26 protein-coding genes are annotated in these 24,172 nt (G+C 43.4%); 19 read left to right on the forward strand and 7 right to left on the reverse strand.

What is annotated here, in order from left to right:
• Window positions 1-11: 11 nt before the first annotated feature.
• Window positions 12-623: a hypothetical protein gene (locus NSQ09_RS13915; protein ID WP_015252161.1), complete on the reverse strand. Its 612-nt coding sequence runs from the start codon at window positions 621-623 to the stop codon at window positions 12-14.
• 271 nt (window positions 624-894) lie between these two features.
• Window positions 895-1,083, reverse strand: coding sequence for a YlaF family protein (locus tag NSQ09_RS13920; protein ID WP_003245500.1), 189 nt, complete (start codon window positions 1,081-1,083; stop codon window positions 895-897).
• 112 nt (window positions 1,084-1,195) lie between these two features.
• On the opposite strand from NSQ09_RS13920, the gene typA reads away from it, so the two are divergent.
• Both typA and NSQ09_RS13930 read left to right on the forward strand, forming a co-directional pair.
• Window positions 1,196-3,034: a translational GTPase TypA gene (gene typA / locus NSQ09_RS13925; protein ID WP_003232278.1), complete on the forward strand. Its 1,839-nt coding sequence runs from the start codon at window positions 1,196-1,198 to the stop codon at window positions 3,032-3,034.
• 56 nt (window positions 3,035-3,090) lie between these two features.
• Window positions 3,091-3,408 (forward strand): YlaH-like family protein, encoded by a 318-nt coding sequence (locus NSQ09_RS13930; protein WP_003232274.1) that lies wholly within the window; start codon window positions 3,091-3,093, stop codon window positions 3,406-3,408.
• A 55-nt stretch (window positions 3,409-3,463) separates the two neighbouring features.
• On the opposite strand, the gene NSQ09_RS13935 is transcribed toward NSQ09_RS13930, so the two are convergent.
• Window positions 3,464-3,673, reverse strand: coding sequence for a YlaI family protein (locus tag NSQ09_RS13935; RefSeq protein WP_003232271.1), 210 nt, complete (start codon window positions 3,671-3,673; stop codon window positions 3,464-3,466).
• Between the two features lie 82 nt (window positions 3,674-3,755).
• Window positions 3,756-4,385, reverse strand: a complete 630-nt coding sequence (locus NSQ09_RS13940) for a YhcN/YlaJ family sporulation lipoprotein (protein ID WP_017694810.1) — start codon at window positions 4,383-4,385, stop codon at window positions 3,756-3,758.
• A 154-nt stretch (window positions 4,386-4,539) separates the two neighbouring features.
• On the opposite strand from NSQ09_RS13940, the gene NSQ09_RS13945 reads away from it, so the two are divergent.
• Window positions 4,540-5,697 (forward strand): PhoH family protein, encoded by a 1,158-nt coding sequence (locus NSQ09_RS13945; protein WP_341031736.1) that lies wholly within the window; start codon window positions 4,540-4,542, stop codon window positions 5,695-5,697.
• Window positions 5,698-5,699: 2 nt separating this feature from the next.
• On the opposite strand, the gene NSQ09_RS13950 is transcribed toward NSQ09_RS13945, so the two are convergent.
• Window positions 5,700-6,185 carry a hypothetical protein gene (locus tag NSQ09_RS13950; protein WP_003232265.1) on the reverse strand — a complete coding sequence of 162 codons (486 nt, stop codon included), beginning with the start codon at window positions 6,183-6,185 and terminating at the stop codon, window positions 5,700-5,702.
• Window positions 6,186-6,287: 102 nt separating this feature from the next.
• Here NSQ09_RS13950 and glsA point away from each other — a divergent pair, with 102 nt between their 5' ends.
• The 4 genes from glsA to pyc all read left to right on the forward strand — a co-directional run bounded on the left by glsA (window position 6,288) and on the right by pyc (window position 12,534).
• Window positions 6,288-7,217 (forward strand): glutaminase A, encoded by a 930-nt coding sequence (glsA, locus tag NSQ09_RS13955; protein WP_017694811.1) that lies wholly within the window; start codon window positions 6,288-6,290, stop codon window positions 7,215-7,217.
• A 97-nt stretch (window positions 7,218-7,314) separates the two neighbouring features.
• Window positions 7,315-7,596, forward strand: a complete 282-nt coding sequence (locus NSQ09_RS13960; protein WP_003245286.1) for a YlaN family protein — start codon at window positions 7,315-7,317, stop codon at window positions 7,594-7,596.
• A gap of 205 nt (window positions 7,597-7,801) precedes the next feature.
• Window positions 7,802-9,013, forward strand: coding sequence for a cell division protein FtsW (ftsW, locus tag NSQ09_RS13965; protein WP_038427644.1), 1,212 nt, complete (start codon window positions 7,802-7,804; stop codon window positions 9,011-9,013).
• Window positions 9,014-9,087: 74 nt separating this feature from the next.
• Complete coding sequence (gene pyc / locus NSQ09_RS13970) at window positions 9,088-12,534, forward strand: pyruvate carboxylase (protein ID WP_341031737.1); 3,447 nt, start codon at window positions 9,088-9,090, stop codon at window positions 12,532-12,534.
• 407 nt (window positions 12,535-12,941) lie between these two features.
• Here the strand turns inward: pyc and ctaA are convergent, their stop codons facing one another.
• Window positions 12,942-13,862: a heme A synthase CtaA gene (gene ctaA, locus NSQ09_RS13975; protein ID WP_014476717.1), complete on the reverse strand. Its 921-nt coding sequence runs from the start codon at window positions 13,860-13,862 to the stop codon at window positions 12,942-12,944.
• A 354-nt stretch (window positions 13,863-14,216) separates the two neighbouring features.
• Between ctaA and cyoE the strand changes: the two genes are divergently transcribed.
• The 6 genes from cyoE to ctaG all read left to right on the forward strand — a co-directional run bounded on the left by cyoE (window position 14,217) and on the right by ctaG (window position 20,224).
• Complete coding sequence (cyoE, locus tag NSQ09_RS13980; RefSeq protein ID WP_003232250.1) at window positions 14,217-15,134, forward strand: heme o synthase; 918 nt, start codon at window positions 14,217-14,219, stop codon at window positions 15,132-15,134.
• Window positions 15,135-15,373: 239 nt separating this feature from the next.
• Window positions 15,374-16,444 (forward strand): cytochrome c oxidase subunit II, encoded by a 1,071-nt coding sequence (coxB, locus tag NSQ09_RS13985; protein ID WP_014663859.1) that lies wholly within the window; start codon window positions 15,374-15,376, stop codon window positions 16,442-16,444.
• 32 nt (window positions 16,445-16,476) lie between these two features.
• Entirely contained in the window at window positions 16,477-18,345 is a 1,869-nt protein-coding gene (gene ctaD / locus NSQ09_RS13990) for a cytochrome c oxidase subunit I (RefSeq protein WP_003232245.1), read from the forward strand.
• The gene (gene ctaE / locus NSQ09_RS13995) at window positions 18,345-18,968 is read left to right on the forward strand and encodes a cytochrome c oxidase subunit III (protein WP_003232244.1); all 624 of its coding nucleotides are present in this window, start codon (window positions 18,345-18,347) and stop codon (window positions 18,966-18,968) included. The genes ctaD and ctaE overlap by 1 nt, the downstream gene beginning before the upstream one ends.
• Window positions 18,969-18,970: 2 nt before the next feature.
• Complete coding sequence (gene ctaF, locus NSQ09_RS14000) at window positions 18,971-19,303, forward strand: cytochrome c oxidase subunit IVB (RefSeq protein ID WP_003232242.1); 333 nt, start codon at window positions 18,971-18,973, stop codon at window positions 19,301-19,303.
• Window positions 19,304-19,330: 27 nt separating this feature from the next.
• Window positions 19,331-20,224, forward strand: coding sequence for a cytochrome c oxidase assembly factor CtaG (gene ctaG, locus NSQ09_RS14005; RefSeq protein WP_014479711.1), 894 nt, complete (start codon window positions 19,331-19,333; stop codon window positions 20,222-20,224).
• Between the two features lie 31 nt (window positions 20,225-20,255).
• Here ctaG and NSQ09_RS14010 read toward each other — a convergent pair whose 3' ends face one another.
• Complete coding sequence (locus tag NSQ09_RS14010) at window positions 20,256-20,618, reverse strand: YugN family protein (protein ID WP_014479712.1); 363 nt, start codon at window positions 20,616-20,618, stop codon at window positions 20,256-20,258.
• A gap of 139 nt (window positions 20,619-20,757) precedes the next feature.
• Here NSQ09_RS14010 and NSQ09_RS14015 point away from each other — a divergent pair, with 139 nt between their 5' ends.
• From NSQ09_RS14015 to NSQ09_RS14040, 6 genes are all read left to right on the forward strand, one after another.
• On the forward strand, window positions 20,758-21,204 hold the full coding sequence (locus NSQ09_RS14015) for a CBS domain-containing protein (RefSeq protein WP_326069587.1): 447 nt from the start codon (window positions 20,758-20,760) through the stop codon (window positions 21,202-21,204).
• Between the two features lie 83 nt (window positions 21,205-21,287).
• A complete protein-coding gene (locus NSQ09_RS14020; RefSeq protein ID WP_041335865.1) occupies window positions 21,288-22,328 on the forward strand; it encodes a CAP domain-containing protein in 1,041 nt (346 codons plus the stop codon).
• 231 nt (window positions 22,329-22,559) lie between these two features.
• Window positions 22,560-22,958, forward strand: coding sequence for a YlbD family protein (locus NSQ09_RS14025; protein WP_003232233.1), 399 nt, complete (start codon window positions 22,560-22,562; stop codon window positions 22,956-22,958).
• 15 nt (window positions 22,959-22,973) lie between these two features.
• Entirely contained in the window at window positions 22,974-23,213 is a 240-nt protein-coding gene (locus tag NSQ09_RS14030) for a YlbE-like family protein (RefSeq protein ID WP_003232231.1), read from the forward strand.
• Between the two features lie 115 nt (window positions 23,214-23,328).
• The gene (ricF, locus tag NSQ09_RS14035; protein ID WP_003221370.1) at window positions 23,329-23,778 is read left to right on the forward strand and encodes a regulatory iron-sulfur-containing complex subunit RicF; all 450 of its coding nucleotides are present in this window, start codon (window positions 23,329-23,331) and stop codon (window positions 23,776-23,778) included.
• A 54-nt stretch (window positions 23,779-23,832) separates the two neighbouring features.
• Complete coding sequence (locus NSQ09_RS14040; protein WP_015715839.1) at window positions 23,833-24,105, forward strand: YlbG family protein; 273 nt, start codon at window positions 23,833-23,835, stop codon at window positions 24,103-24,105.
• The last annotated feature ends 67 nt before the right edge of the window (window positions 24,106-24,172 follow it).

The raw sequence follows: 24,172 nt of genomic DNA on the forward strand, positions 1-24,172 counted from the left end.
GCTTTTTCACATTAAGCCTGGGGATGAATCATATCGTAAATAGCGGCAAGCTGTTCTTGTGACAGGGCACTGAAGAGTTTTTCATAAACGTCAGCTTGCAGTGGCGTTGCACCTGCTTGTAGCGCTGCGTCTTTATCATAGCTGTACACATCATCTTGTAGCACAATGGCTGCTTGAAGAATGTGAATCTTGAGAGAAACAGCGGAGAAAAATTGTTCAAGTGCAAGTGCTTCTTTTTCTGTGAAGCCAAGTTCAACTGCTTTTTCTGTATCAAATTTGTAATTTCCATCCTCGAGATACACACATTGTGAAACAATGCTGAAAAATTCTGATGTCGATTCCCAGAGTGTAGCAATTACCTGAGCCTCTTCTTTTGTCATTCCTAACTCGACAGCTTTGTCGCTGTCAAAATAATATACACCGTCTTGTTCGTATATACATTGATTTAATATATCAATGAATGTATTGAGATCTTCGTTAGTGCTCGCCTGATGCTGGAGTTGAACAGCAGTGTTATCAACCGGTGTTTTTGCGCTGGCTGCATCAGGACCGAACGTTAATAGAGCAGCTGAGGTCATTGCGGCAGTCGTTAACATAGCTTTTTTTACAAATGTTTTCTTCATGTTTCTTCTCTCCCTTTTATGAATTGTGCTACAAATTCCATTATAGGGAGTAGTTTCCGGTTGAGGAATAGGCGCTATGGTATTTTATGTGTATCGTTGCCGAACTACTTTTTGAAGGCTGCACGTGTGACCGTTAGAACGATTGTCTATGTATGAAGGCTGTTTTGCATCTTCCTGACTAAGAAACAGGGGAGATAAGGCTTAAGAAATGAAAAACACCGCTTTCTTTGCGGTGTTTTTTGATTACAATGTCGCCGGCGGGGCAATGCTTTTAATCAAGCAAGCCTTGTTCGCGCATTTTCTTTTTTAATGTAAATCCGCCGCCCATGACAGCGCAAACAAGTACAATGCTGGCGATAATGCCTGCAGGGCTTTTTTCAGCGATAAAGACGCCGATCAGCATAATGCTGAAAACCGCTGCAAATGCAAATAATAGTAAAAGCCAATTCATTTTTTTCATAAATTCCATCCCCTTTTACGTCTTATATTAAGTTTACAGAAAAACGTGACGCTTTTAAAGAGGATGTGTGATATAATATGAAAGTTATCTAATTTTTTTAGGAGATGAAAAAGTGAAACTTCGAAATGATCTTCGCAACATCGCGATTATTGCCCACGTTGACCATGGGAAAACGACTCTAGTCGATCAGCTTTTACATCAGGCTGGTACGTTCCGTGCCAACGAACAGGTTGCTGAACGCGCAATGGACTCTAATGATCTTGAACGCGAACGCGGCATTACAATATTGGCGAAAAATACTGCGATTAACTATAAAGATACACGTATCAATATTTTGGACACCCCTGGACATGCAGACTTTGGGGGAGAAGTAGAACGGATTATGAAAATGGTTGACGGCGTAGTGCTTGTCGTTGACGCATATGAAGGCTGTATGCCTCAAACTCGTTTTGTTCTGAAAAAAGCTCTTGAGCAAAACCTGAACCCTGTTGTTGTTGTAAACAAAATTGACCGTGACTTTGCTCGTCCAGAGGAAGTTATCGATGAAGTTTTGGATCTGTTCATTGAGCTTGATGCCAATGAAGAGCAGCTCGAGTTCCCAGTGGTATATGCTTCCGCGATTAATGGAACAGCGAGTCTTGATCCGAAACAACAGGATGAAAACATGGAAGCTTTATATGAAACCATTATTAAGCATGTTCCGGCACCTGTTGATAATGCAGAGGAGCCGCTTCAATTCCAAGTTGCCCTTCTTGACTACAACGACTATGTAGGCCGTATCGGAATCGGACGCGTATTCCGCGGCACAATGAAAGTCGGACAGCAGGTTTCTCTTATGAAGCTTGACGGAACGGCAAAGTCATTCCGTGTTACAAAGATTTTTGGTTTCCAAGGCTTAAAGCGTGTGGAAATTGAAGAAGCAAAAGCGGGAGACCTCGTTGCGGTTTCCGGGATGGAAGATATCAACGTTGGTGAAACAGTATGTCCTGTAGACCATCAAGATCCGCTTCCGGTGCTTCGCATTGATGAGCCGACACTTCAAATGACATTTGTCGTGAATAACAGTCCGTTTGCAGGCCGTGAAGGCAAATATGTAACGGCCCGCAAAATCGAAGAGCGTCTTCAATCACAGCTTCAGACGGATGTGAGCTTGCGTGTTGAGCCAACAGCTTCTCCTGATGCTTGGGTTGTTTCAGGACGCGGTGAGCTGCACTTGTCAATTTTAATTGAAAATATGCGTCGTGAGGGCTATGAGCTTCAAGTGTCAAAACCTGAAGTTATTATCAAAGAAATCGACGGCGTACGCTGTGAGCCTGTTGAACGTGTGCAAATTGATGTTCCTGAAGAGCATACTGGCTCTGTCATGGAATCAATGGGTGCCCGCAAAGGCGAAATGGTTGATATGATCAACAACGGAAACGGCCAAGTCCGTCTCATCTTTACAGTTCCTTCCCGCGGATTGATCGGTTACTCTACAGAATTCCTATCATTAACACGCGGATTCGGTATTTTGAACCATACGTTTGACAGCTACCAGCCGATGCAGGCGGGCCAAGTCGGCGGACGCCGTCAAGGTGTACTTGTGTCAATGGAAAACGGAAAAGCAACATCATACGGTATTCAAGGAATTGAAGACCGCGGTGTCATCTTCGTTGAGCCGGGTACTGAAGTATACGAAGGAATGATCGTTGGAGAGCATAACCGTGACAATGACCTTGTTGTTAACGTCAGCAAAATGAAACAGCAAACAAACGTCCGTTCTGCGACAAAGGATCAGACAACTACAATTAAAAAAGCGCGCATCATGTCTCTTGAGGAGTCTCTAGAGTACTTAAACGAAGATGAATATTGTGAAGTAACACCTGAATCCATCCGTTTAAGAAAGAAGATCCTCAATAAGAACGAACGTGAAAAAGCAGCTAAAAAGAAAAAAACAGCAGGATTGTCTTAATCTCGTGCAGAATTTGAAAAGATAGAACCCGTACGTTTACAGGGGAGGGAATCTTTTTGAATGACGTAAGCGAACGCCTGTCGTTCTTCGCCGCTCTATATCAAGTAGACCGGCAGCCTGCGGCAGGCATGTGGCTGCTGTACGGCACGATTTTTGTGTTGGCCGTTATTGTATTTAAGCTTGGATTTGCTAAACGGCTTCCTGTATTAAAATCTGCAGTGGTGTATGTATTTTTGGCTTTGGGTTGCACTGTTTTGACTTTTTTAGGGGTGTTTTTGCCCGTGGCAGAAGGATTGGTCGTCGCTGCGCTGATTTTAATCATTTACAAAATCCGGCTGTATCAGTCGAAAAAAGGACAGTCTGCAAAATCATAAAAGACTCAGCTGAAAGCTGAGTCTTTTTTGTGTTCTGTATGGTTAAGCGGCCGCTTTATTTTTTGACTTTTTCTTTTTTCTGCTGTCCCGGGTGAAAAGTAAATTTTCCCGTTTTCAGCCGTTCCTCTGTTTTTTTGGCAATCCGATCGTGGCATTCCTGGCACATATATGTATGGATCGGGCGGTTTCGAAGCCGTTTCGCGATCAGGGTATCATCATCAATTGTTTCAATTTTATCGCAAATAGAACATTTGACCCTCATCATATCACCTCTTTCACTAACATGTATTATAGCACGGATCAGAAGCTGTCCAAAATAAGAAAAAGCTAAAGCGCAAGGCTATAGCTTAGTCATTGTTGTTCTTTTTCATATGATGATCAGATTGATCGTTTTGCTCCTTCTCCATTTCCTGTTGCTGTTTTCTATTTAATTGGTCATTTTGCTGCTTTGTTTGCGGTTCGTCTTCATTGTCAATCACATCGTTAGGCACTTCGGGAAGCACTCGGCCGACAATTGCAGCTAATTCATCCAGTATACCTGTTACCGGATGGCCCTCGCTGATTTCTCTGCTCATTTCGCGAAGGCGGCCTACCGTATCGGGATCAGCAATGACTACTGCGTTGGCGCCATATCGATCATTCTTTAGCGCCTGAGCTACAGAATATTTAATGGTTTCCACTTTGCTTCTGTCCAAAGTATCATCGACATCAATCCCAACAACAGCATAACCCCCCAGCACAACGGCTGTTGCATCCTTGACGTCGGGGTTTTTTTCAGCAACGCTGACAAGATGCTTGGCAATATCCGTTCTTGTTACATTGTCTTTTGTTTCTTGAGTTGTGTCCTTTACGTGAATCGGTTTAGTCTCCTGCTGTCTTGTTGATTCTTTTTCAACATTCTGGCCCTGTTTTCCTTGTTGATAGGCACAAGCGGACAGGATAAGTGTCAGCTGTACGATAATGAAAAGAATTCGCACTTGCGGGTTCCCTCCTTAAAATGCTTTCATTAATTTTATTGTTGAATTAACCTTCTATCTTTATGCACAAAAACATATATTTTAGCAGGCATTCACCTTTTTCATCAAAAGAGAAGCAGGAAGAACTTTGACCCTTATATCAGGAGGCTGAGACTTGAGTAAAATTTATGTGTTAGATACGAATGTGTTATTACAGGATCCTAACGCGATATTTTCTTTTGAAGAAAATGAGGTTGTCATCCCTGCTGTCGTTTTAGAAGAGGTTGATTCGAAAAAACGGTATATGGACGAAGTTGGGAGGAATGCAAGGCACGTATCTAAGCTAATCGATGCGCTAAGACAAAAGGGCAGGCTGCATGAGCATGTACCGCTTGACACCGGCGGCACACTGAGAATTGAACTGAATCATCGTTCGTTTCACCAGCTGCAAGAGATCTTTATTGAAAAGACGAACGATAATCGCATATTAGCCGTTGCGAAAAACTTGAGCCTAGAGGAAGAAATCAAGGAAAATGGCAGGCCGGTTATCCTCGTCAGTAAGGATGTACTGGTCAGGGTTAAAGCCGACGCAATCGGACTGCTTGCTGAAGATTTCTTGAATGACCGGGTTGTGGACAATGATGAAATGTACAGCGGCTATAAAGATTTATATATCAGCCAGCAGCTGTTCAGCTCTTTTTACGGGAAAAATCAAATTTCAGTAAACGATGTGAAACAGCATGCGTTTTATCCGAATCAGTTTGCTTTAATGAAGGATGAGCTAGGAGGGTCCTCCTCGGCAGTCTTAGCTTTGGCGGCAGGGCTATTACAGACAGAAGACTTGGGAATATATAAAAAGCTGGTCGTCGCAAGGCCGATTGTTCCTGTTGGCAAGGACATCGGGTATTTGCCAGGCGAAAAAGAGGAAAAGCTAAAGCCTTGGATGCAGCCGATTTTTGACAACTTAGAGTTTCTGTTTAATGCGAAAAAACCAGGGGAGCTTGATGCTATTTTGGCGGGAATTGGCTCAATTCAGGTAGAGGCGCTGGCTTATATCAGAGGGAGAAGCATTCCAGATCAATTTATTATCATTGATGAAGCGCAAAATTTGACCAGGCATGAGGTGAAAACTTTGCTGACGAGAGTCGGTGAAGGCAGTAAAATTGTCTTAATGGGTGACCCTGAACAAATTGATCACCCATATTTAGACAGTCTGAACAATGGTTTGGCCTATGTGGTTGAGCGGTTTAAAGGACAACCCATCTCAGGCAGCGTGAAGCTGTTAAAAGGTGAGAGATCAGGTCTCGCCCAGCTCGCAGCTGATTTGCTGTAACATTAAATGATTTCGATCTCTTTTACATCGGTAATCGGCTGTTTGTGATGAACCGGACCTTCAAAGTAAATATGCACGGGGCCGCCTTCTTGAATCGGCTTGCCTGCCTCACTGAAATGGACAATACTGTTCAGAGCGGTTTCCAGAGAAACGGCGGCCTTTCCCGAACTTGTGACAAATACACATTGTGTCGCAGAGCTGTTCGGCTCAGCATTTTTCAGGACAGTCCCAAGTCTCATTGCGAAACTGCCGTTCATCAGTTTTTGCTTCTCATATTGTTTTTCCGTCTTTAATGTAGGCGGGGCAATTCGCCCCTCTCTAATGACGCGTTCCGGATCAAGGTCGGATTCATCCCCGGCTGATTGTAAATATGTGTCTTGACTGTCCCCTTTGCGGTCAAACGAAAATTTGCGATCATCAAAAATCCATACGCTTGGATCAATGGTAATTGGATATGTAACATTGCCTTTTACTTGGATAACGCTCATGATATGACCCCCTTCTCTCAAAATTATAAAAGTTTTCGCATGAATTGTCACTTTGTGTACAAATTATGTGTATTGAAATGCTGAGGGAACGAGGGTGTTTGCATGGTATGCCAGCATAATGATGAGCTTGAAGCCTTAGTGAAAAAGGCGAAAAAAGTAACGGACAAGGGGGAGGTAGCCAGCTATATTCCCGCCTTGGCAAAAGCTGATAAACACGACCTGTCAGTGGCGATTTATTATTCCAATAATGTTTGTCTGTCAGCAGGTGACGCAGAAAAAACATTTACGCTTCAAAGTATATCGAAAGTCCTTTCTCTTGCTTTGGTGTTAATGGAATACGGCAAGGATAAGGTCTTCAGTTATGTTGGACAGGAGCCGACCGGTGATCCGTTTAATTCAATTATCAAGCTCGAAACAGTGAATCCGAGCAAGCCGTTAAACCCTATGATTAATGCCGGGGCATTGGTAGTGACAAGTCTGATAAGAGGAAGAACGGTGAAAGAGAGACTTGATTATTTGCTTTCTTTTATCAGAAGGCTGACAAACAACCAAGAGATTACATACTGCCGGGAAGTGGCTGAATCTGAATACAGCACTTCAATGATTAATCGGGCGATGTGTTATTATATGAAGCAGTACGGCATTTTTGAAGATGATGTAGAGGCAGTAATGGATTTATACACGAAGCAATGCGCGATTGAGATGAACAGCTTGGATTTAGCGAAAATCGGATCTGTATTTGCATTGAACGGCAGACATCCAGAGACTGGGGAGCAAGTCATCTCAAAAGATGTCGCTAGAATTTGCAAAACGTTTATGGTGACGTGCGGAATGTACAATGCAAGCGGGGAATTCGCAATTAAGGTCGGAATTCCTGCGAAAAGCGGCGTATCCGGCGGGATTATGGGCATTTCGCCTTACGATTTCGGGATCGGCATATTCGGCCCCGCATTAGACGAAAAAGGGAACAGCATTGCAGGTGTAAAGCTTTTGGAAATAATGTCTGAGATGTACAGGCTGAGTATTTTTTAATTTATGTCATATGTTTAAATCCTCTTGCATTTTCTGTTGATACCCTTTATGATAAATAGAAGAATTAGGTACTCGCCTGGGGAACGGAGGGATACTTTTGGCTTCAGAGATGATAGTTGACCATCGGCAAAAAGCTTTTGAACTCTTAAAAGTGGACGCTGAGAAGATTTTGAAGCTGATCCGAGTACAAATGGATAACTTAACGATGCCTCAATGTCCTCTATATGAAGAGGTTTTAGATACTCAAATGTTCGGGCTTTCGAGGGAAATCGATTTTGCTGTCCGCCTGGGATTGGTTGATGAAAAAGACGGTAAAGACCTTTTATACACATTGGAACGCGAATTGTCTGCTTTACATGACGCGTTTACAGCTAAATAAATGATAAAACTCAAACTTATTAACAGTTTGGGTTTTTTTATAACCGCTATTTTTCTCTCATCTCATAAAAGACGGTTTTTTTTTACACATTCCTTCCGAATCGTATAGAGATTCTTCGTCTCGTTTGATAAATTGTAGTAAAATAAAAAAGATAAATACATAAAAACCATAGATAATGGAAGTTAGAAGCAGGGAAGAGGATGTTATGTTAAAAAAAATGCTAAAATCTTATGATTACTCACTGATATTCGCAATCGTTTTATTATGCGGATTCGGTTTAGTGATGGTATACAGCTCAAGCATGATTACGGCTGTCTCCCGGTATGGAGTAAGCAGTAATTTTTTCTTCATGCGGCAGCTGTTTGCTTTAATTGCGGGTGGCGCTCTATTTATTCTCATGGCGTTGTTTCCTTACAAAGCACTGGCCCATCAAAAGTTTCAGAAGGGGATACTGCTTGTATCTGTTCTTGCGCTTATCTCACTGTTTGTTTTCGGGCATGTTGCCGGAAACGCGCAGAGCTGGTTTAAAATCGGCGGAATGAGTATTCAGCCGGGGGAGTTTGTGAAACTGGTCGTGATTTTATACCTTGCAGCCGTATATGCAAAAAAACAAAGTTATATCGACCATCTGTTAACGGGAGTAGCCCCTCCGGTAGTCATGACGCTTATAATTTGCGGGTTAATTGCCATGCAGCCAGATTTCGGTACAGCCATGATTATAGGGTTAATTGCGACGTGCATGATCTTGTGCTCCGGCTTCAGCGGAAAGACGCTGGTGAGGCTTGTGATACTGGGCGGAATTGTTTTCATTTTAGTCAGCCCGATTATCTATTTAAATCAGGACAAAATTTTAACTGAAGGCCGTTTAGCGCGTTTTGAGAGTCTTGAAGACCCATTTAAGTATGCAAATTCATCAGGTTTGCAAGTGATCAATTCTTATTATGCGATCAGCTCAGGCGGCATTTTCGGCCTGGGGCTCGGTGAAAGTATCCAAAAATACGGATATCTGCCTGAATCACACACTGACTTTATTATGGCTGTCATTGCTGAAGAGCTCGGCATTTTCGGGGTATTGTTTGTGATTTTCTTATTGGGTTTTGTCGTCATAAAAGGTTTTTATATTGCCAGAAAATGCGAGGACCCGTTTGGAAGTCTTCTGGCGATCGGCATTTCAAGCATGATTGCCATCCAGTCGTTTATTAACCTTGGCGGTGTCAGCGGATTAATTCCGATTACAGGGGTTACGCTGCCATTTATCAGTTACGGGGGCTCTTCTTTGGTGCTGCTGCTGGGGAGTATGGGGATATTAGCGAATATCAGCATGTTTGTGAAATATTCAGAGAATAAGAAAAAGAAAGAGCCCTTGGCTCCGAAGGGAATGAAAAAGAAACAGCTCAAAAAAACTGTTTATCAGTAAAAAACAAGTGTGTACAGGGGAAGGATATTCCGCTATGATAGATTATATTCCATTCGGGTAAGGGGGAGAAAAGTTTGTCTCAGCAATCGATACAAAAAGTATTAGTAGCAAACAGGGGAGAAATTGCAATCCGAATATTCCGGGCGTGTACCGAGTTGAATATTCGTACAGTTGCGGTCTATTCAAAAGAAGATTCCGGTTCCTACCATCGGTACAAAGCGGATGAAGCATACTTGGTCGGTGAAGGGAAAAAACCGATTGATGCTTACCTGGATATTGAAGGTATCATTGATATTGCGAAAAGAAACAAAGTCGATGCAATTCATCCGGGATACGGTTTCTTATCTGAAAATATTCATTTTGCGAGACGATGTGAAGAAGAAGGCATCGTATTCATAGGGCCAAAATCCGAGCATCTCGATATGTTTGGTGACAAGGTAAAAGCGCGTGAGCAGGCAGAAAAAGCGGGAATCCCCGTGATTCCGGGAAGCGACGGTCCTGCCGAAACGCTTGAAGCCGTCGAACAATTTGGACAAGCTAACGGTTATCCGATCATCATTAAAGCCTCGCTTGGCGGCGGCGGCCGCGGTATGCGGATTGTCAGATCTGAAAGTGAAGTCAAAGAAGCATATGAGCGTGCTAAATCAGAGGCGAAAGCAGCCTTTGGCAATGATGAAGTTTATGTAGAAAAATTAATTGAGAATCCGAAACATATTGAGGTTCAGATGATTGGAGACAAGCAGGGAAATGTCGTCCATCTTTTTGAGAGGGATTGTTCAGTTCAAAGACGCCATCAAAAGGTCATTGAAGTGGCGCCGAGTGTCTCGCTGTCACCTGAATTAAGGGACCAAATTTGTGAGGCGGCAGTTGCGCTTGCCAAAAATGTAAACTATATAAATGCGGGGACGGTCGAATTCCTTGTTGCAAACAACGAGTTCTACTTTATTGAAGTAAATCCTCGCGTACAAGTTGAACACACGATAACAGAAATGATTACTGGTGTCGATATTGTTCAAACTCAGATCCTTGTTGCCCAAGGGCACAGCCTTCACAGCAAAAAAGTAAATATTCCTGAGCAAAAGGACATTTTTACAATCGGCTATGCCATTCAGTCACGGGTTACGACTGAGGATCCGCAAAATGATTTCATGCCTGATACAGGAAAAATAATGGCTTACCGCTCAGGCGGCGGTTTTGGTGTCCGTCTTGATACCGGGAACAGCTTCCAGGGCGCCGTGATCACACCATACTATGATTCACTTCTCGTTAAGCTTTCAACTTGGGCTTTAACGTTTGAACAGGCAGCTGCCAAAATGGTACGAAACCTTCAGGAGTTTAGAATCAGAGGCATAAAAACGAACATTCCGTTCCTTGAGAACGTTGCAAAGCATGAGAAGTTCCTGACAGGGCAATATGATACATCTTTCATTGATACAACGCCTGAATTATTTAATTTCCCTAAACAAAAAGACCGCGGAACGAAAATGCTCACTTACATCGGCAATGTGACAGTGAACGGCTTCCCTGGAATCGGGAAAAAAGAAAAACCGGCGTTTGACAAACCGTTAAGCGTAAAGGTAGACGTTGATCAGCAGCCTGCCAGAGGAACAAAGCAAATTCTCGATGAAAAAGGTGCAGAAGGGCTTGCAAATTGGGTTAAGGAGCAGAAATCTGTCCTTTTAACTGATACGACATTCAGGGATGCCCACCAATCGTTATTGGCAACTAGAATCAGATCGCATGATTTGAAAAAAATCGCAAATCCGACGGCTGCGTTATGGCCTGAACTATTCAGTATGGAAATGTGGGGAGGCGCGACCTTCGATGTAGCCTACCGATTCCTGAAAGAAGATCCGTGGAAGCGTTTGGAAGATCTTCGCAAAGAAGTGCCGAATACATTATTTCAGATGCTGCTTCGCTCATCAAATGCGGTCGGCTATACGAATTATCCGGACAATGTGATTAAAGAATTTGTGAAGCAATCAGCTCAATCCGGTATTGATGTGTTTCGTATTTTCGACAGCTTAAACTGGGTAAAAGGGATGACGTTAGCCATTGATGCTGTTAGGGATACCGGCAAAGTGGCAGAAGCTGCGATTTGTTATACGGGAGATATCCTTGACAAGAACCGGACGAAGTACGACCTTGCATATTATACATCGATGGCGAAGGAGCTTGAGGCGGCCGGAGCCCATATTCTCGGGATTAAAGATATGGCAGGGCTGTTAAAACCGCAGGCAGCATATGAACTCGTTTCTGCGTTGAAAGAAACGATCGACATTCCGGTTCACCTTCATACGCATGATACGAGCGGAAACGGTATTTATATGTATGCGAAAGCTGTTGAAGCCGGCGTTGATATCATAGACGTGGCGGTCAGCTCAATGGCGGGATTAACGTCACAGCCTAGCGCGAGCGGATTTTATCATGCGATGGAAGGCAACGACCGCCGTCCGGAAATGAATGTCCAAGGCGTTGAATTGCTGTCCCAATATTGGGAGTCGGTGCGTAAATATTATAGTGAATTTGAAAGCGGAATGAAGTCTCCGCATACTGAAATTTATGAACACGAAATGCCAGGGGGCCAATACAGCAACCTGCAGCAGCAGGCCAAGGGAGTAGGCCTTGGCGACCGATGGAACGAAGTCAAGGAAATGTACAGACGCGTGAACGATATGTTCGGTGACATCGTCAAGGTAACGCCTTCCTCAAAAGTTGTCGGAGATATGGCACTTTACATGGTGCAAAACAATCTGACTGAAAAAGACGTTTACGAAAAAGGCGAATCTTTAAATTTCCCTGATTCTGTCGTGGAGCTTTTCAAAGGAAATATCGGCCAGCCTCATGGCGGATTCCCGGAAAAACTGCAAAAGCTGATCTTAAAAGGACAGGAGCCGATTACAGTCAGACCGGGCGAACTGCTTGAGCCGGTGTCATTTGAAGCGATCAAACAGGAATTTAAAGAGCAGCATAACTTGGAAATTTCAGATCAGGATGCTGTGGCATATGCCCTTTATCCTAAAGTCTTCACTGATTATGTGAAAACGACAGAAAGCTATGGAGACATCTCGGTATTAGATACACCGACATTCTTCTACGGTATGACATTAGGTGAAGAGATAGAAGTTGAAATTGAGCGCGGCAAAACGCTGATCGTTAAGCTGATTTCAATCGGTGAGCCTCAGCCTGATGCCACCCGCGTCGTTTATTTCGAACTCAACGGGCAGCCGCGTGAAGTAGTCATTAAAGATGAAAGCATTAAGTCTTCCGTTCAGGAAAGGCTGAAAGCAGACCGGACAAATCCAAGCCACATCGCAGCTTCTATGCCTGGAACAGTTATTAAGGTATTGGCTGAAGCAGGCACAAAAGTCAATAAAGGTGATCATTTGATGATTAATGAAGCGATGAAAATGGAAACAACGGTTCAGGCGCCTTTCTCAGGAACAATCAAGCAGGTTCATGTGAAAAATGGTGAGCCGATCCAAACGGGAGATCTGCTTCTCGAAATTGAAAAAGCATAAAAAAAACAAGAGTGTATATCAATGATATACACTCTTGTTTTTTTATAGAAAATGTGGAGTGAAACAGATGGTTAGAAGAGATATAAGGGGACTTCAGAGATTATAGAGTACTGTCACAAGCCCAAAATAAAAAGAGGTATACCACCAATTTTTTAGATGCTTTGTAGTAGTCCATGCATATTTCTTTAAGCACTATCTGATTTTCCAATGGCCAAAAGGCTTTAATACTTATGTTCGCGGACTATAGATGCATATGAAATTTCTATAATCACGATGAGAAAGGGGACAGACCGAAGTGAGCCGCTCACTGATCATCAAGTTCAGTGAAGGCTGGCCATTGAAACAATAAAGCGCCAAAACAAGACATGAAAAAGACCAAAGCCGTCTAAGGCTTTGGTCTTGAGTCCTTATGATTGCCTGGATTCATAACGGAAACGAGCAATCAATAATAAGAAGTAGCATAGAACGCCAAACAGACAGGCAATAAAGAACGAGTGGGCAAGTGCAAAACCCAGAGCGAGTTCAGTGTATACGATCATAATACCGGACAGTGCCTGTAATGTAATAAAAATAAGACATGAGATCCAACCCCAAAAGATTTGTTTTTGATCTTTATAGGAAGTAATAGCATGAACAGCGGCAACAATAATCCATACAAATAACAGTAAGGCTGCTGCTCTGTGGCCCATTTGCACCCATTCATGGAATTGGGTCGGAAGTCCATTGTTCAGCGGGCTGCACAGCGGCACATCAGGACATGCCAGACTTGATTCAGTGTGTCTTACATATGCGCCTGTATACACAACGATATAGGAATATATCAAAATTCCTATCATGTGAAATTGCATCTTTTTGCCGATTTGAAGCGGCTTAACCAGTGTTCTGACTGATTTATCAGCTTCAAATATGAGCAATGTTAAAATAAGCACTGAAGCAAAAGAAATTAATGAGATGCCGAAGTGAAGCGCCATAATCAGCGCGTTCGAACCGAATACGACAGCCAATGCGCCAAGCAATGCCTGAAGAAATAAAAAGATAATTGACATGATCGCGAGAAACGTTGTTTCACGAAAAATCGGCGTGATTTTTCTCCATGACCAAAACGCAAGGCTTAGCACAAGGATAATAGAGATTCCGCTTGCGAATCGGTGGCTCCATTCAATAATTGAAGCCGGATTCAGTTCAGGGAAAAAACGGCCGTGACACAGCGGCCACTGTCTGCCGCATCCTTGGCCGGAACCTGTTTTTGTAACGAGGGCACCCCCGATTAAAACAATTAGCATGACAAATGTCGTCAGAACACCGAGAGCTTTTAATGCTTTATTCATACAATATTCACCTTCTTAACATACTGCTGCAATTTTATATACGTTCCAAGTGTAAGCGAATATGTGTTTTGTGGCAATTCCCAGAGCCTTTTGTTCACAAAAATATAATAGAATGACGGCTTCTGGAAAATGTACACTTGATTATTCATGCCGGGTCTGATAGAAATAAGGTAAACGCAATGCCGATTTGGAGATTGCCTTCATCTTTGGTAAAATTCATAAAAAGTTCACAAATAAATTCCTGTTTGTCGTTTAATATTTAATAGGATGTTTTTTTACAAGATGTTATCTTGTATGATAGAGTTGCAGGTTATTTTATTCTCCTGCGTTAGGTTTGTAAGGGAGGTTTACGTTATGGCTAACTCCAGAATCTTAAATGATACAGCTATAGACGGACAAATTGAAGAAACAACGGCATGGAAAGATTTTCTGTCCCTTATTAAAATAGGGATCGTCAATTCTAACCTCATCACGACTTTCACTGGAATGTGGCTTGCACTGCATATATCCGGTTTAAGTTTTTTAGGCAATATAAACACCGTTCTTCTTACGTTAATCGGGTCTTCACTGATTATTGCGGGCTCCTGCGCGATCAATAACTGGTATGACCGGGACATTGACCATCTTATGGAGCGTACGAAAGTAAGACCGACGGTTACGGGTAAAATTCAGCCGAGTCAGGCGTTATGGTCTGGAATTTTGCTGGTTGCTTTAGGATTGATCATGCTGCTGATGACAACTGTCATGGCTGCTGTTATCGGTTTTATCGGAGTCTTTACGTATGTTGTATTGTACACAATGTGGACGAAACGCCGCTATACGATTAACACAGTAGTAGGAAGCGTTTCCGGTGCAGTGCCGCCGCTTATTGGATGGACGGCAGTGGAAGGGAATATCGGTGTCGTAGCATGGGTGTTATTCATGATTTTATTTATTTGGCAGATTCCTCACTTCTTAGCATTGGCTATTAAGAAAACAGAGGATTACAGAGCTGCAAATATTCCGATGCTTCCTGTCGTATACGGATTTGAAGTGACAAAAAGACAAATTATTGTGTGGGTTGCGTGCCTGATGCCGCTTCCGTTTTTCCTTGGTAGCCTGGGTCTTCCGATTGTGATTCTCGGCTTGCTGTTAAATATCGGCTGGCTGATTCTTGGCTTAATGGGATTCCGCTCCAAGAATATCATGAAGTGGGCAACACAAATGTTCGTTTACTCGCTTAACTACATGACAATCTATTTCGTTGCCATGGTTGTCTTGACGCTTTTCTAAAAAATAGATATGATGCTTGTTTTATCGCTTCAAAATAAACGATGACAACTAGTAAATGCCGCCTTGACCTCTTGTTTAATCAGGCGGCTTTACTTTTATACATAGATGGCATTTTGAGTAAAAAAACTCATAATTTAAGAGAAGAGGAAATGTAAGTGCTTTATTGGTGATAGGTTGGATGGCGATAGATTTCGATCCGCTTTCCGCCTTTGTATTGACCAGAAAAGGGGTTGGGTGAAATGGTAAAGCATTGGCGTCTTATTTTATTATTAGCCTTAGTGCCGCTTCTATTAAGCGGATGTGGAAAACCTTTTTTATCCACGCTCAAGCCTGCTGGCGAGGTGGCTGATAAACAGTATGACCTGACAGTGCTCAGCACATTGATTATGGTGGTTGTTGTTGCAGTAGTATCTGTTATCTTCTTTTATGTGATTGTGAGATTCAGAAGATCACGGGTCGGTGAGAACACGATACCGAAACAGGTAGAGGGGAATAAATTTTTAGAAATCACATGGACCGTGATCCCGATTTTGCTGCTCATTATTCTTGTGATTCCTGTTGTATTATATACGCTGGAGCTAGCGGACACATCACCAATGGATAAAAAAGGCCGCAAAGCTGAGGATGCTCTTGTAGTCAATGTTAGGGCAAATTTATACTGGTGGGAGTTTGAGTACCCTGATTACGGCATTATCACAAGCCAGGAGCTGATTGTACCGACAGATCAGCGTGTATATTTTAATTTAAAAGCCTCTGATGTAAAACATTCCTTCTGGATTCCTTCAGTTGGAGGAAAACTTGATACGAATACGGATAATGAAAATAAGTTCTTCCTGACATTTGATTCAAAACGAAGCAAAGAGGCAGGAGATATGTTTTTTGGGAAGTGTGCAGAGCTTTGCGGCCCTTCACATGCGCTGATGGATTTTAAGGTGAAGACGATGTCTGCAAAAGAATTTCAGGGCTGGACAAAAGAAATGAAGAACTATAAGTCTACAGCAGAGAGCGATTTGGCTAAGCAGGGTGAAGAACTGTTTAAAGAGAAAAACTGCCTGAGCTGCCATGCGGTAGAGCCGAATGATAAGCGTGCAGAAGCCGCTAGAACGGCACCTAACTTGGCGACCTTCGGTGAAAGGACAAAAGTGGCAGGGGTGAAAGAGGCCAACAAAGAAAATGTGAAGGCTTGGCTGAAGGACCCTGACAGTATAAAGCCGGGGAACAAAATGACAGGCACATATCCAAAGCTCTCAGACAGCGAAACAGATGCGCTTTATGAATACTTAAAAGGCTTAAAAGCGGAAAGCAAGTAGGGAAGAAAGGGAGATATTGGGGGAGGTCACATATGTTGAATGCGCTTACAGAAAAGCGGACGCGCGGATCTATGCTTTGGGATTATTTGACGACGGTGGACCATAAAAAAATCGCGATTCTTTATTTAGTGGCAGGGGGATTCTTCTTTCTTGTCGGGGGAATTGAAGCGATGTTTATCAGAATTCAGCTTGCAAAGCCGGAAAATGCGTTTCTCAGTGCTCAAGCATACAATGAAGTAATGACTATGCACGGAACGACGATGATCTTTCTGGCTGCGATGCCGCTCTTATTTGCCTTGATGAATGCGGTTGTGCCTTTGCAGATCGGGGCTCGGGACGTTTCGTTTCCATTTTTAAACGCGCTTGGTTTTTGGCTCTTCTTTTTCGGGGGCATTTTCTTAAATCTAAGCTGGTTTTTGGGCGGAGCGCCAGATGCGGGCTGGACGTCATATGCCTCACTTTCGCTTCATTCTAAAGGACACGGCATAGACTTTTTCGTCCTCGGACTCCAAATATCGGGGCTCGGGACGCTGATAGCCGGGATTAACTTTTTGGCCACGATTATCAACATGAGGGCTCCGGGCATGACGTATATGAGGCTGCCTTTGTTTACATGGACGACATTTGTGGCCTCGGCATTGATTTTGTTCGCGTTTCCGCCGCTTACGGTTGGATTGGCTCTCATGATGCTGGATCGGCTGTTCGGAACCAATTTCTTTAATCCGGAGCTTGGCGGAAATACGGTCATTTGGGAACATTTATTTTGGATCTTCGGCCACCCGGAGGTTTATATCCTAATTTTGCCTGCATTCGGTATTTTTTCTGAGGTCATCCCTGTGTTCGCCAGAAAGCGTTTGTTTGGCTATTCTTCAATGGTTTTTGCAATCGTGCTCATCGGCTTTCTGGGCTTTATGGTTTGGGTGCACCACATGTTCACGACTGGTCTCGGCCCGATTGCAAATGCGATTTTTGCGGTTGCAACAATGGCTATCGCGATTCCGACCGGGATTAAGATTTTTAACTGGCTGTTGACGATTTGGGGAGGAAATGTGAAGTATACAACCGCTATGCTGTATGCTGTCTCATTTATTCCATCCTTTGTGCTCGGCGGTGTGACGGGAGTCATGCTGGCAGCTGCTGCGGCTGATTATCAGTTCCATGATACGTATTTTGTGGTTGCGCACTTCCACTACGTCATTATTGGCGGCGTTGTATTCGGCCTTTTAGCCGGTGTTCATTTCTGGTGGCCGAAAATGTTCGGTAAAATTCTGCATGAAACGATGGGGAAAATTTCATTTGTATTGTTTTTTATCGGCTTTCACCTCACGTTTTTCATTCAGCATTTTGTCGGCTTAATGGGGATGCCGCGCCGGGTTTATACGTTTTTGCCAGGACAGGGTCTGGAAACCGGCAACTTGATCAGTACAATCGGGGCGTTTTTTATGGCGGCAGCTGTTATTCTTCTGCTGGTCAATGTCATATGGACATCGGTAAAAGGTGAATATGTAGGTGCGGATCCATGGCATGACGGACGTACGCTGGAATGGACCGTTTCTTCACCGCCGCCGGAGTATAACTTTAAACAGCTTCCTTTTGTCAGAGGACTTGATCCGCTTTGGATCGAGAAGCAGGCAGGGCACAAATCAATGACGCCGGCGGAACCGGTTGATGATATTCATATGCCAAACGGCTCAATCCTGCCGCTCATCATTTCCTTCGGCCTTTTTGTCGCAGCGTTCGGGCTGCTGTACAGAAGTGATTACGCTTGGGGCCTGCCGGTGATCTTTATCGGGCTCGGCATCACATTTATTACGATGCTGCTTCGTTCAGTAATTGATGATCACGGCTATCATATTCATAAAGAGGAACTGCCGAACGATGATAAAGGGGTGAAGGCATAATGCAAGTTCAAGAAAAATTCACCGCAGAAACCTTTCCAGCTTCTCCCGAAAAAGTAACCCTGGAAGGGAAAAATAAATTTTTAGGCTTTTGGCTTTTTCTTGGCGGAGAGACTGTTCTGTTTGCGTCTCTCTTCGCCACGTTTCTTGCGCTTCGGAATTCAAATGCCGGTGATCCGCCTACGACGGAAATGTTCGATGTGACACTTGTATTCATTGCCACAATGCTGCTATTAACGAGCAGTTTAACGAGTGTGTACGCGATGTACCACATGAAGAACTTTTCCTTCGGCAAGATGCAGCTTTGGCTGGGAATTACAATTTTATTGGGGGCCGGCTTTTTAGGACTGGAAATCTATGAGTTCAAGCATTACACCCATGAATTTGGCTTTACCATCACAAGCTCTGCCCTCGGTTCTGCGTTTTACACGCTTGTCGGTACACACGGCGCCCACGTGGCATTTGGGCTTATGTGGATCAGCACGCTTATGATCCGTAATGCCAAGAGAGGGCTGAACCTGTATACGGCGCCTAAGTTTTACGTTGCCAGCCTTTACTGGCACTTTATTGATGTCGTGTGGGTCTTCATCTTTACCGTTGTATATTTAATGGGGATGGTGGGATAAACATGGTCGATAAAAAAAGCAGAGGGCATATCAATAGCGACCTTGAATTCAAGAAAAAAAAGCATGCCCGGGAGATGAAATATCAAGTCCTGTCTTTTGGTTTAATGATCGGTCTTACGATTGTTGCATTTCTGACTGTGGCCACGGACGGTGTCGGCAGCTGGTTTACGATTCCTTTCATTATTTTGCTAGCTGCAATTCAAGTCATCTTTCAGCTGTATTATTTCATGCATATGAATCAGAAAGGGCATGAGGCGCCGGCACTGTTTTTGTATTCAGGGGTGTTTGTCGCGTTTATCACTGTGCTTGCGTTTGTGACAATTATATGGTGGTAATTTGAAACAGCCGCCGGAGGTGAAGAAATGAATCAGTTGGAGATATTCGGGTTTCGCGCGATGTGGAGCCCTTATCTTTTTTGTATCCTGTTAGGCATTACGGCGCTTTATCTCTATTTTTACAGGCGAATGTCTTCAAAGCCGAATCGAATAACTGGTAAAGAGATGGTGTGCTTTCTGTCGGCGATGCTGTTTTTATATGCAGCCGAGGGAAGCCCGGTTGACCTGCTCGGACATATTATGTTCAGCGCACATATGGTGCAGATGGCCGTCCTGTATTTGGTTGTCCCTCCACTGTTAATCGCGGGAATTCCTGCATGGCTCTGGGAAAAAATTATTTTCAGGCCTTCAATCAAACCGGTTTTTTCCTTTTTTACAACGCCTTTAATTGCTTTGCTTTTGTTTAACGGCATTTTTTCTTTATATCATGTACCGCTTATATTTGATACTGTCAAAACCGATTCGTTTTACCATACATTCATCACTTGGCTTATCTTTGTGCTTGCGTTCTTCATGTGGTGGCCGCTTGTTCATAAGGTGGGGCGTCTACGGCAGCTCAGCGGCTTGATGAAGCTGGGGTATATTATGGCGGACGGTATGCTGCTCACACCTGCTTGCGCCTTAATCATGTTCAGCGGTGCGCCGTTATACGCCACCTATACAGATCCGTCTGCATGGGCCGAGGCAATGCGCCTTTGCGTGCCAGCGGATATGATGGGGCAGGTCCCATTAACAGGACCGGAGATGTTGAATACACTGCCTTTGTTAGAGGATCAGCAGCTCGGGGCCGTCATGATGAAAATCATTCAGGAAATTGTGTACGGTACTTTTTTGGCGATTATTTTTTTCCAATGGGTGAAGAAAGAAAGGGAAAAGGACGGGCAGGAAGAGCCGCCGTATATTCAGCAGACGATATCATAAAAGGTACAGCGGAATATGCTGTACCTTTTCGTTACATTTGAACTGTTTTTAACATGTCGGATATGTCCTGAATCAGTGCTTTGCTTTTTGTCACAACCTGTACGGGAAACTCTTCCGTTTCTCCATACTCTACTCCGTGCGGGTAATAATGCTTGCCTAGGAGAGGGGACATTAATTGAATCACCGCGCGTCCGCTTCCGACATCACCCTCTGCCGCAATTCCTTGTATCCGCAGGTAAAACGTGCCCTCAATCGTCGAAAACTTCTTGTCATAGGTGACTCTCTCGTAATCCCATTGACCCGCTCTGATGAGACCTTTGCTTTCCATTAAGTCGTCTAGCCAGCTGAGCTCAGCCTTAACCCCTTCAAGTCCGCTTTCAGTAAACTTCAACACTGACCCCTCCTTATAAAAATTACCTTTCCTGACAATCATAGTATGAAAGCGTTAAACTTTCAATGAATCTTCTTCTTTTGAAAGTATGCAAAAATTAAATTTTGACAACAATAGCACTAGACTAAAGGAGGTTAAACGGATGACAAAAATAAAAGATCTGATGACAGCCGACTTGCAATATTGCACGGTATTAGATAATGTATATGAAGCTGCAGTAAAGATGAAGGACGCAAATGTAGGAGCGATACCGGTAGTTGATGAGGACGGGGAAACATTGGTCGGCATCGTAACCGACCGCGATCTCGTATTAAGAGGAATCGCCATCAAAAAACCGAACTCGCAAAAAATCACTGACGCGATGACCGAAAAACCTGTCAGTGTGGAGGAAGATGCTTCAGTCGATGAGGTTCTTCATTTGATGGCATCGCATCAGCTCAGAAGGATACCAGTTACAAAAAATAAAAAACTGACTGGAATTGTCACGCTTGGTGATCTTTCTTTATCTGAGCAAACGAATGAACGTGCCAGCAGCGCCTTATCGGATATTTCCGAAGGTGATAATAGAGAAGAAGGTTTTTTTCATTAACACATAAATCTTTGACATGTTAAATAGGCTGTATTGTAATGGGATGTAAGCAAAAGATTGTGAATCGCCACGGGGGTGATAGATTGAAAAATATATTGAGAGCAATGGTTATCCTTTTGATTATCTGCGGAACCTATGTTCTGTTTATTCAATATGGATCTGTTCCTGAAAAGAAATCAAATGACAGCGAGCCTCAGGTGTCGAATGAGGAAGCGCAAAGCGGCAAACGAATACATATGCCGACTTCAGGGTTATTGTCCTTCATGGGCAAGCCCGCCGATGAAGTAACGAAAAAGCTTGGGGAACCTGAACGTATTGACCCTTCGGCTTATGATTACGATTGGTGGGTATACAATCAAGGTAAGGATCAATATATCCAAATCGGGGTATTAAACAATAAAGTGGTCACATTATTCGCGTCGGGTAATGATATTAACGCCAAGCCTTTCAAAATTGGAGAATCAACTGGCGAAGTATTCAAGACCACCCAGGTGGCACCATTTGTGAATGTAGAGTATAAAGGAAATTCCTATCGGTTTGAATTTTCTGAAGAGGATATCAATACAAGACCGACTGTAAAGGTAGGAAAGATGTATGTCCAGCTGTATATGGACAAATTTGAGGGGAAGCTATCCAGCATCAGGGCGTTTGATGCGCAAACCTTTGTAAAGCAAAGACCTTATGAGGTAGTGTACCGCGGGGAATTAATTAAACCGAAAGCCGTTTCAGATGAGAAATGGAAAAAGATCCAAACGACGAGCGAAAAGCAAATCCTTGATTTGACGAATGTCATACGTGTTAAACATGGGCTTGCAAAGCTTGAGTGGGATCAGCCGACGGCGGAAGTGGCCTTCGGACATAGTGAGGATATGAAAGAAAATAATTATTTCTCCCATGTCTCCAAAAAATACGGCACGCTGAAAGACCGCTTAGAAGAAGGGCATGTTGACTTTCAGCAAGCGGGAGAAAATATCGCATACAATTATGTGGACGGTCCGGCCGCTGTAGAAGGCTGGCTGAATAGCGAAGGCCATCGAAAAGCGCTTCTGAATTCAGATTATACGCATCTTGGAGTCGGAGTAGACCGAAAATATTACACCCAAAATTTTATTAAACGATGGTAATGAAAGCCGCGGACGAATGGTTCCCGGCTTTTTCTATTTCCATACAAGCTGGTCTGAATGAATGTGCTGATAGCTTACAGATAAGGCCGTTTCCCATCCCTTCAGTCAGGCTTTTTCACCAGTGTATAGGGATATCGCTAAAAATTCATTTGGGAATGAATATAGGCGAACACAATGCCCGACAAAACGATACATTGTAGTAGGTAACGATTTTCGGAGGGGGTGAGGATTGTGGCGAATCAACATGCCAATCATTCAATCAATGACTTTAAACAATTCGTCAAAAAGCATCCCAAGCTGATAAAAGAAGTGCGCAAAGAACAAAGAAGCTGGCAGGACGTATATGAAAATTGGGTCCTCTTCGGGGAGAGCGACCCGATTTGGGATCCGTATCGGGAACCGGAAGAAGCTTCTGAAGCTGTGCCTGAAACACCGCAAAAAAATGATTTTGTCTCGAAAATGGTGACAGCGGTGAAAAAGATGGATGTCAATCAAATGAACGAACAAATCAATAAAATGAGCCAGTCGATCTCATCGTTGCAAAGCCTTCTTAATACATTTTCCGGAAGCGGACAGAAGCATTCTCAGCCAGGTTCTGGACAGCATCCTTTTTCTTTTCGAAAGGATTAAAAAAGGGGAGCTCATATGCGCAAAGAGGTTCAGGAATATATTTTAGCAAACGAAGAACGGAAACGATTCATCAGAGAACAGCCGATATGGTACCGCAGACTTTCAAGAAAACCGGATGATCTGTCCTCCTTTCAGCTTGAAATGATGAATTTTTATGAAAAAACCATTCCGCATCGGGTGAATCAGTTTACGAACGGGATTCAAATGGCGCAAATGATGATGCAAATGTTTCAAGCGATGCGGACAAAAGATTAAAAGACCCTGAAAAAGGGTCTTTTTTCATGCGGTCATAAGGTTTTGTTGGCGGCTGCGGTTAAGCATTTTCCAATTGGCTGGTTTCATGGTAAACTAACAACTGGAGGTGCATGTTATGTATGCGACGATGGAATCCGTGCGGCTTCAAAGTGAAGCTCAGCAGCTTGCCGAGATGATTCTGCAGTCGGAGACGGCTGAGAACTACCGCAATTGTTACAAGCGTCTCCAGGAAGATGAAGAGGCAGGTCGGATTATTCGTTCTTTTATCAAAATAAAAGAGCAGTATGAGGATGTACAGCGTTTTGGCAAATATCATCCTGACTATAGAGAAATATCCCGGAAAATGAGGGAGATCAAACGTGAGCTGGACCTGAACGATAAGGTGGCTGACTTCAAGAGAGCTGAAAATGAGCTCCAGTCCATTCTTGATGAGGTCAGCGTCGAGATTGGGACAGCTGTTTCGGAGCATGTGAAAGTTCCGACTGGGAACCCTTATTTTGACGGTTTGTCTTCATGCGGAGGCGGCTGCGGTTCAGGCGGAAGCTGCGGATGTAAAGTGTCCTGACGAGACTGGCCGTCTCGTCTTTTACATATAAGAGAAAACAGGCAGGTGATTGTATTGGAGAATAGGCGCCAAGGCATGGTTGTGTATCTGCACTCCCTAAAGCAAAGCAAAATGTTGAGGAAGTTCGGGAATGTGCACTATGTATCAAAACGATTAAAATATGTCGTACTATACTGTGATATGAACCAAATTGAAAAAACAATGGACAAGATTGCGTCTTACTCATTTGTGAAAAAAGTGGAGCCTTCTTATAAACCGTTTTTAAAATTGGAATTCGAGTCAAAGCTTGATAAGGCAAAAGAATACGATTATAAAATCGGCATATAGCTATAAAAAAATCCCCGCAGGCATCTGCGGGGTCCTTCTATTCCTTAATATGTTAAGGAGAAGGCAA

It is taken from the genome of Bacillus sp. FSL W8-1202 (assembly GCF_038006165.1).
Taxonomy (GTDB): Bacteria; Bacillota; Bacilli; order Bacillales; family Bacillaceae; genus Bacillus; species Bacillus subtilis.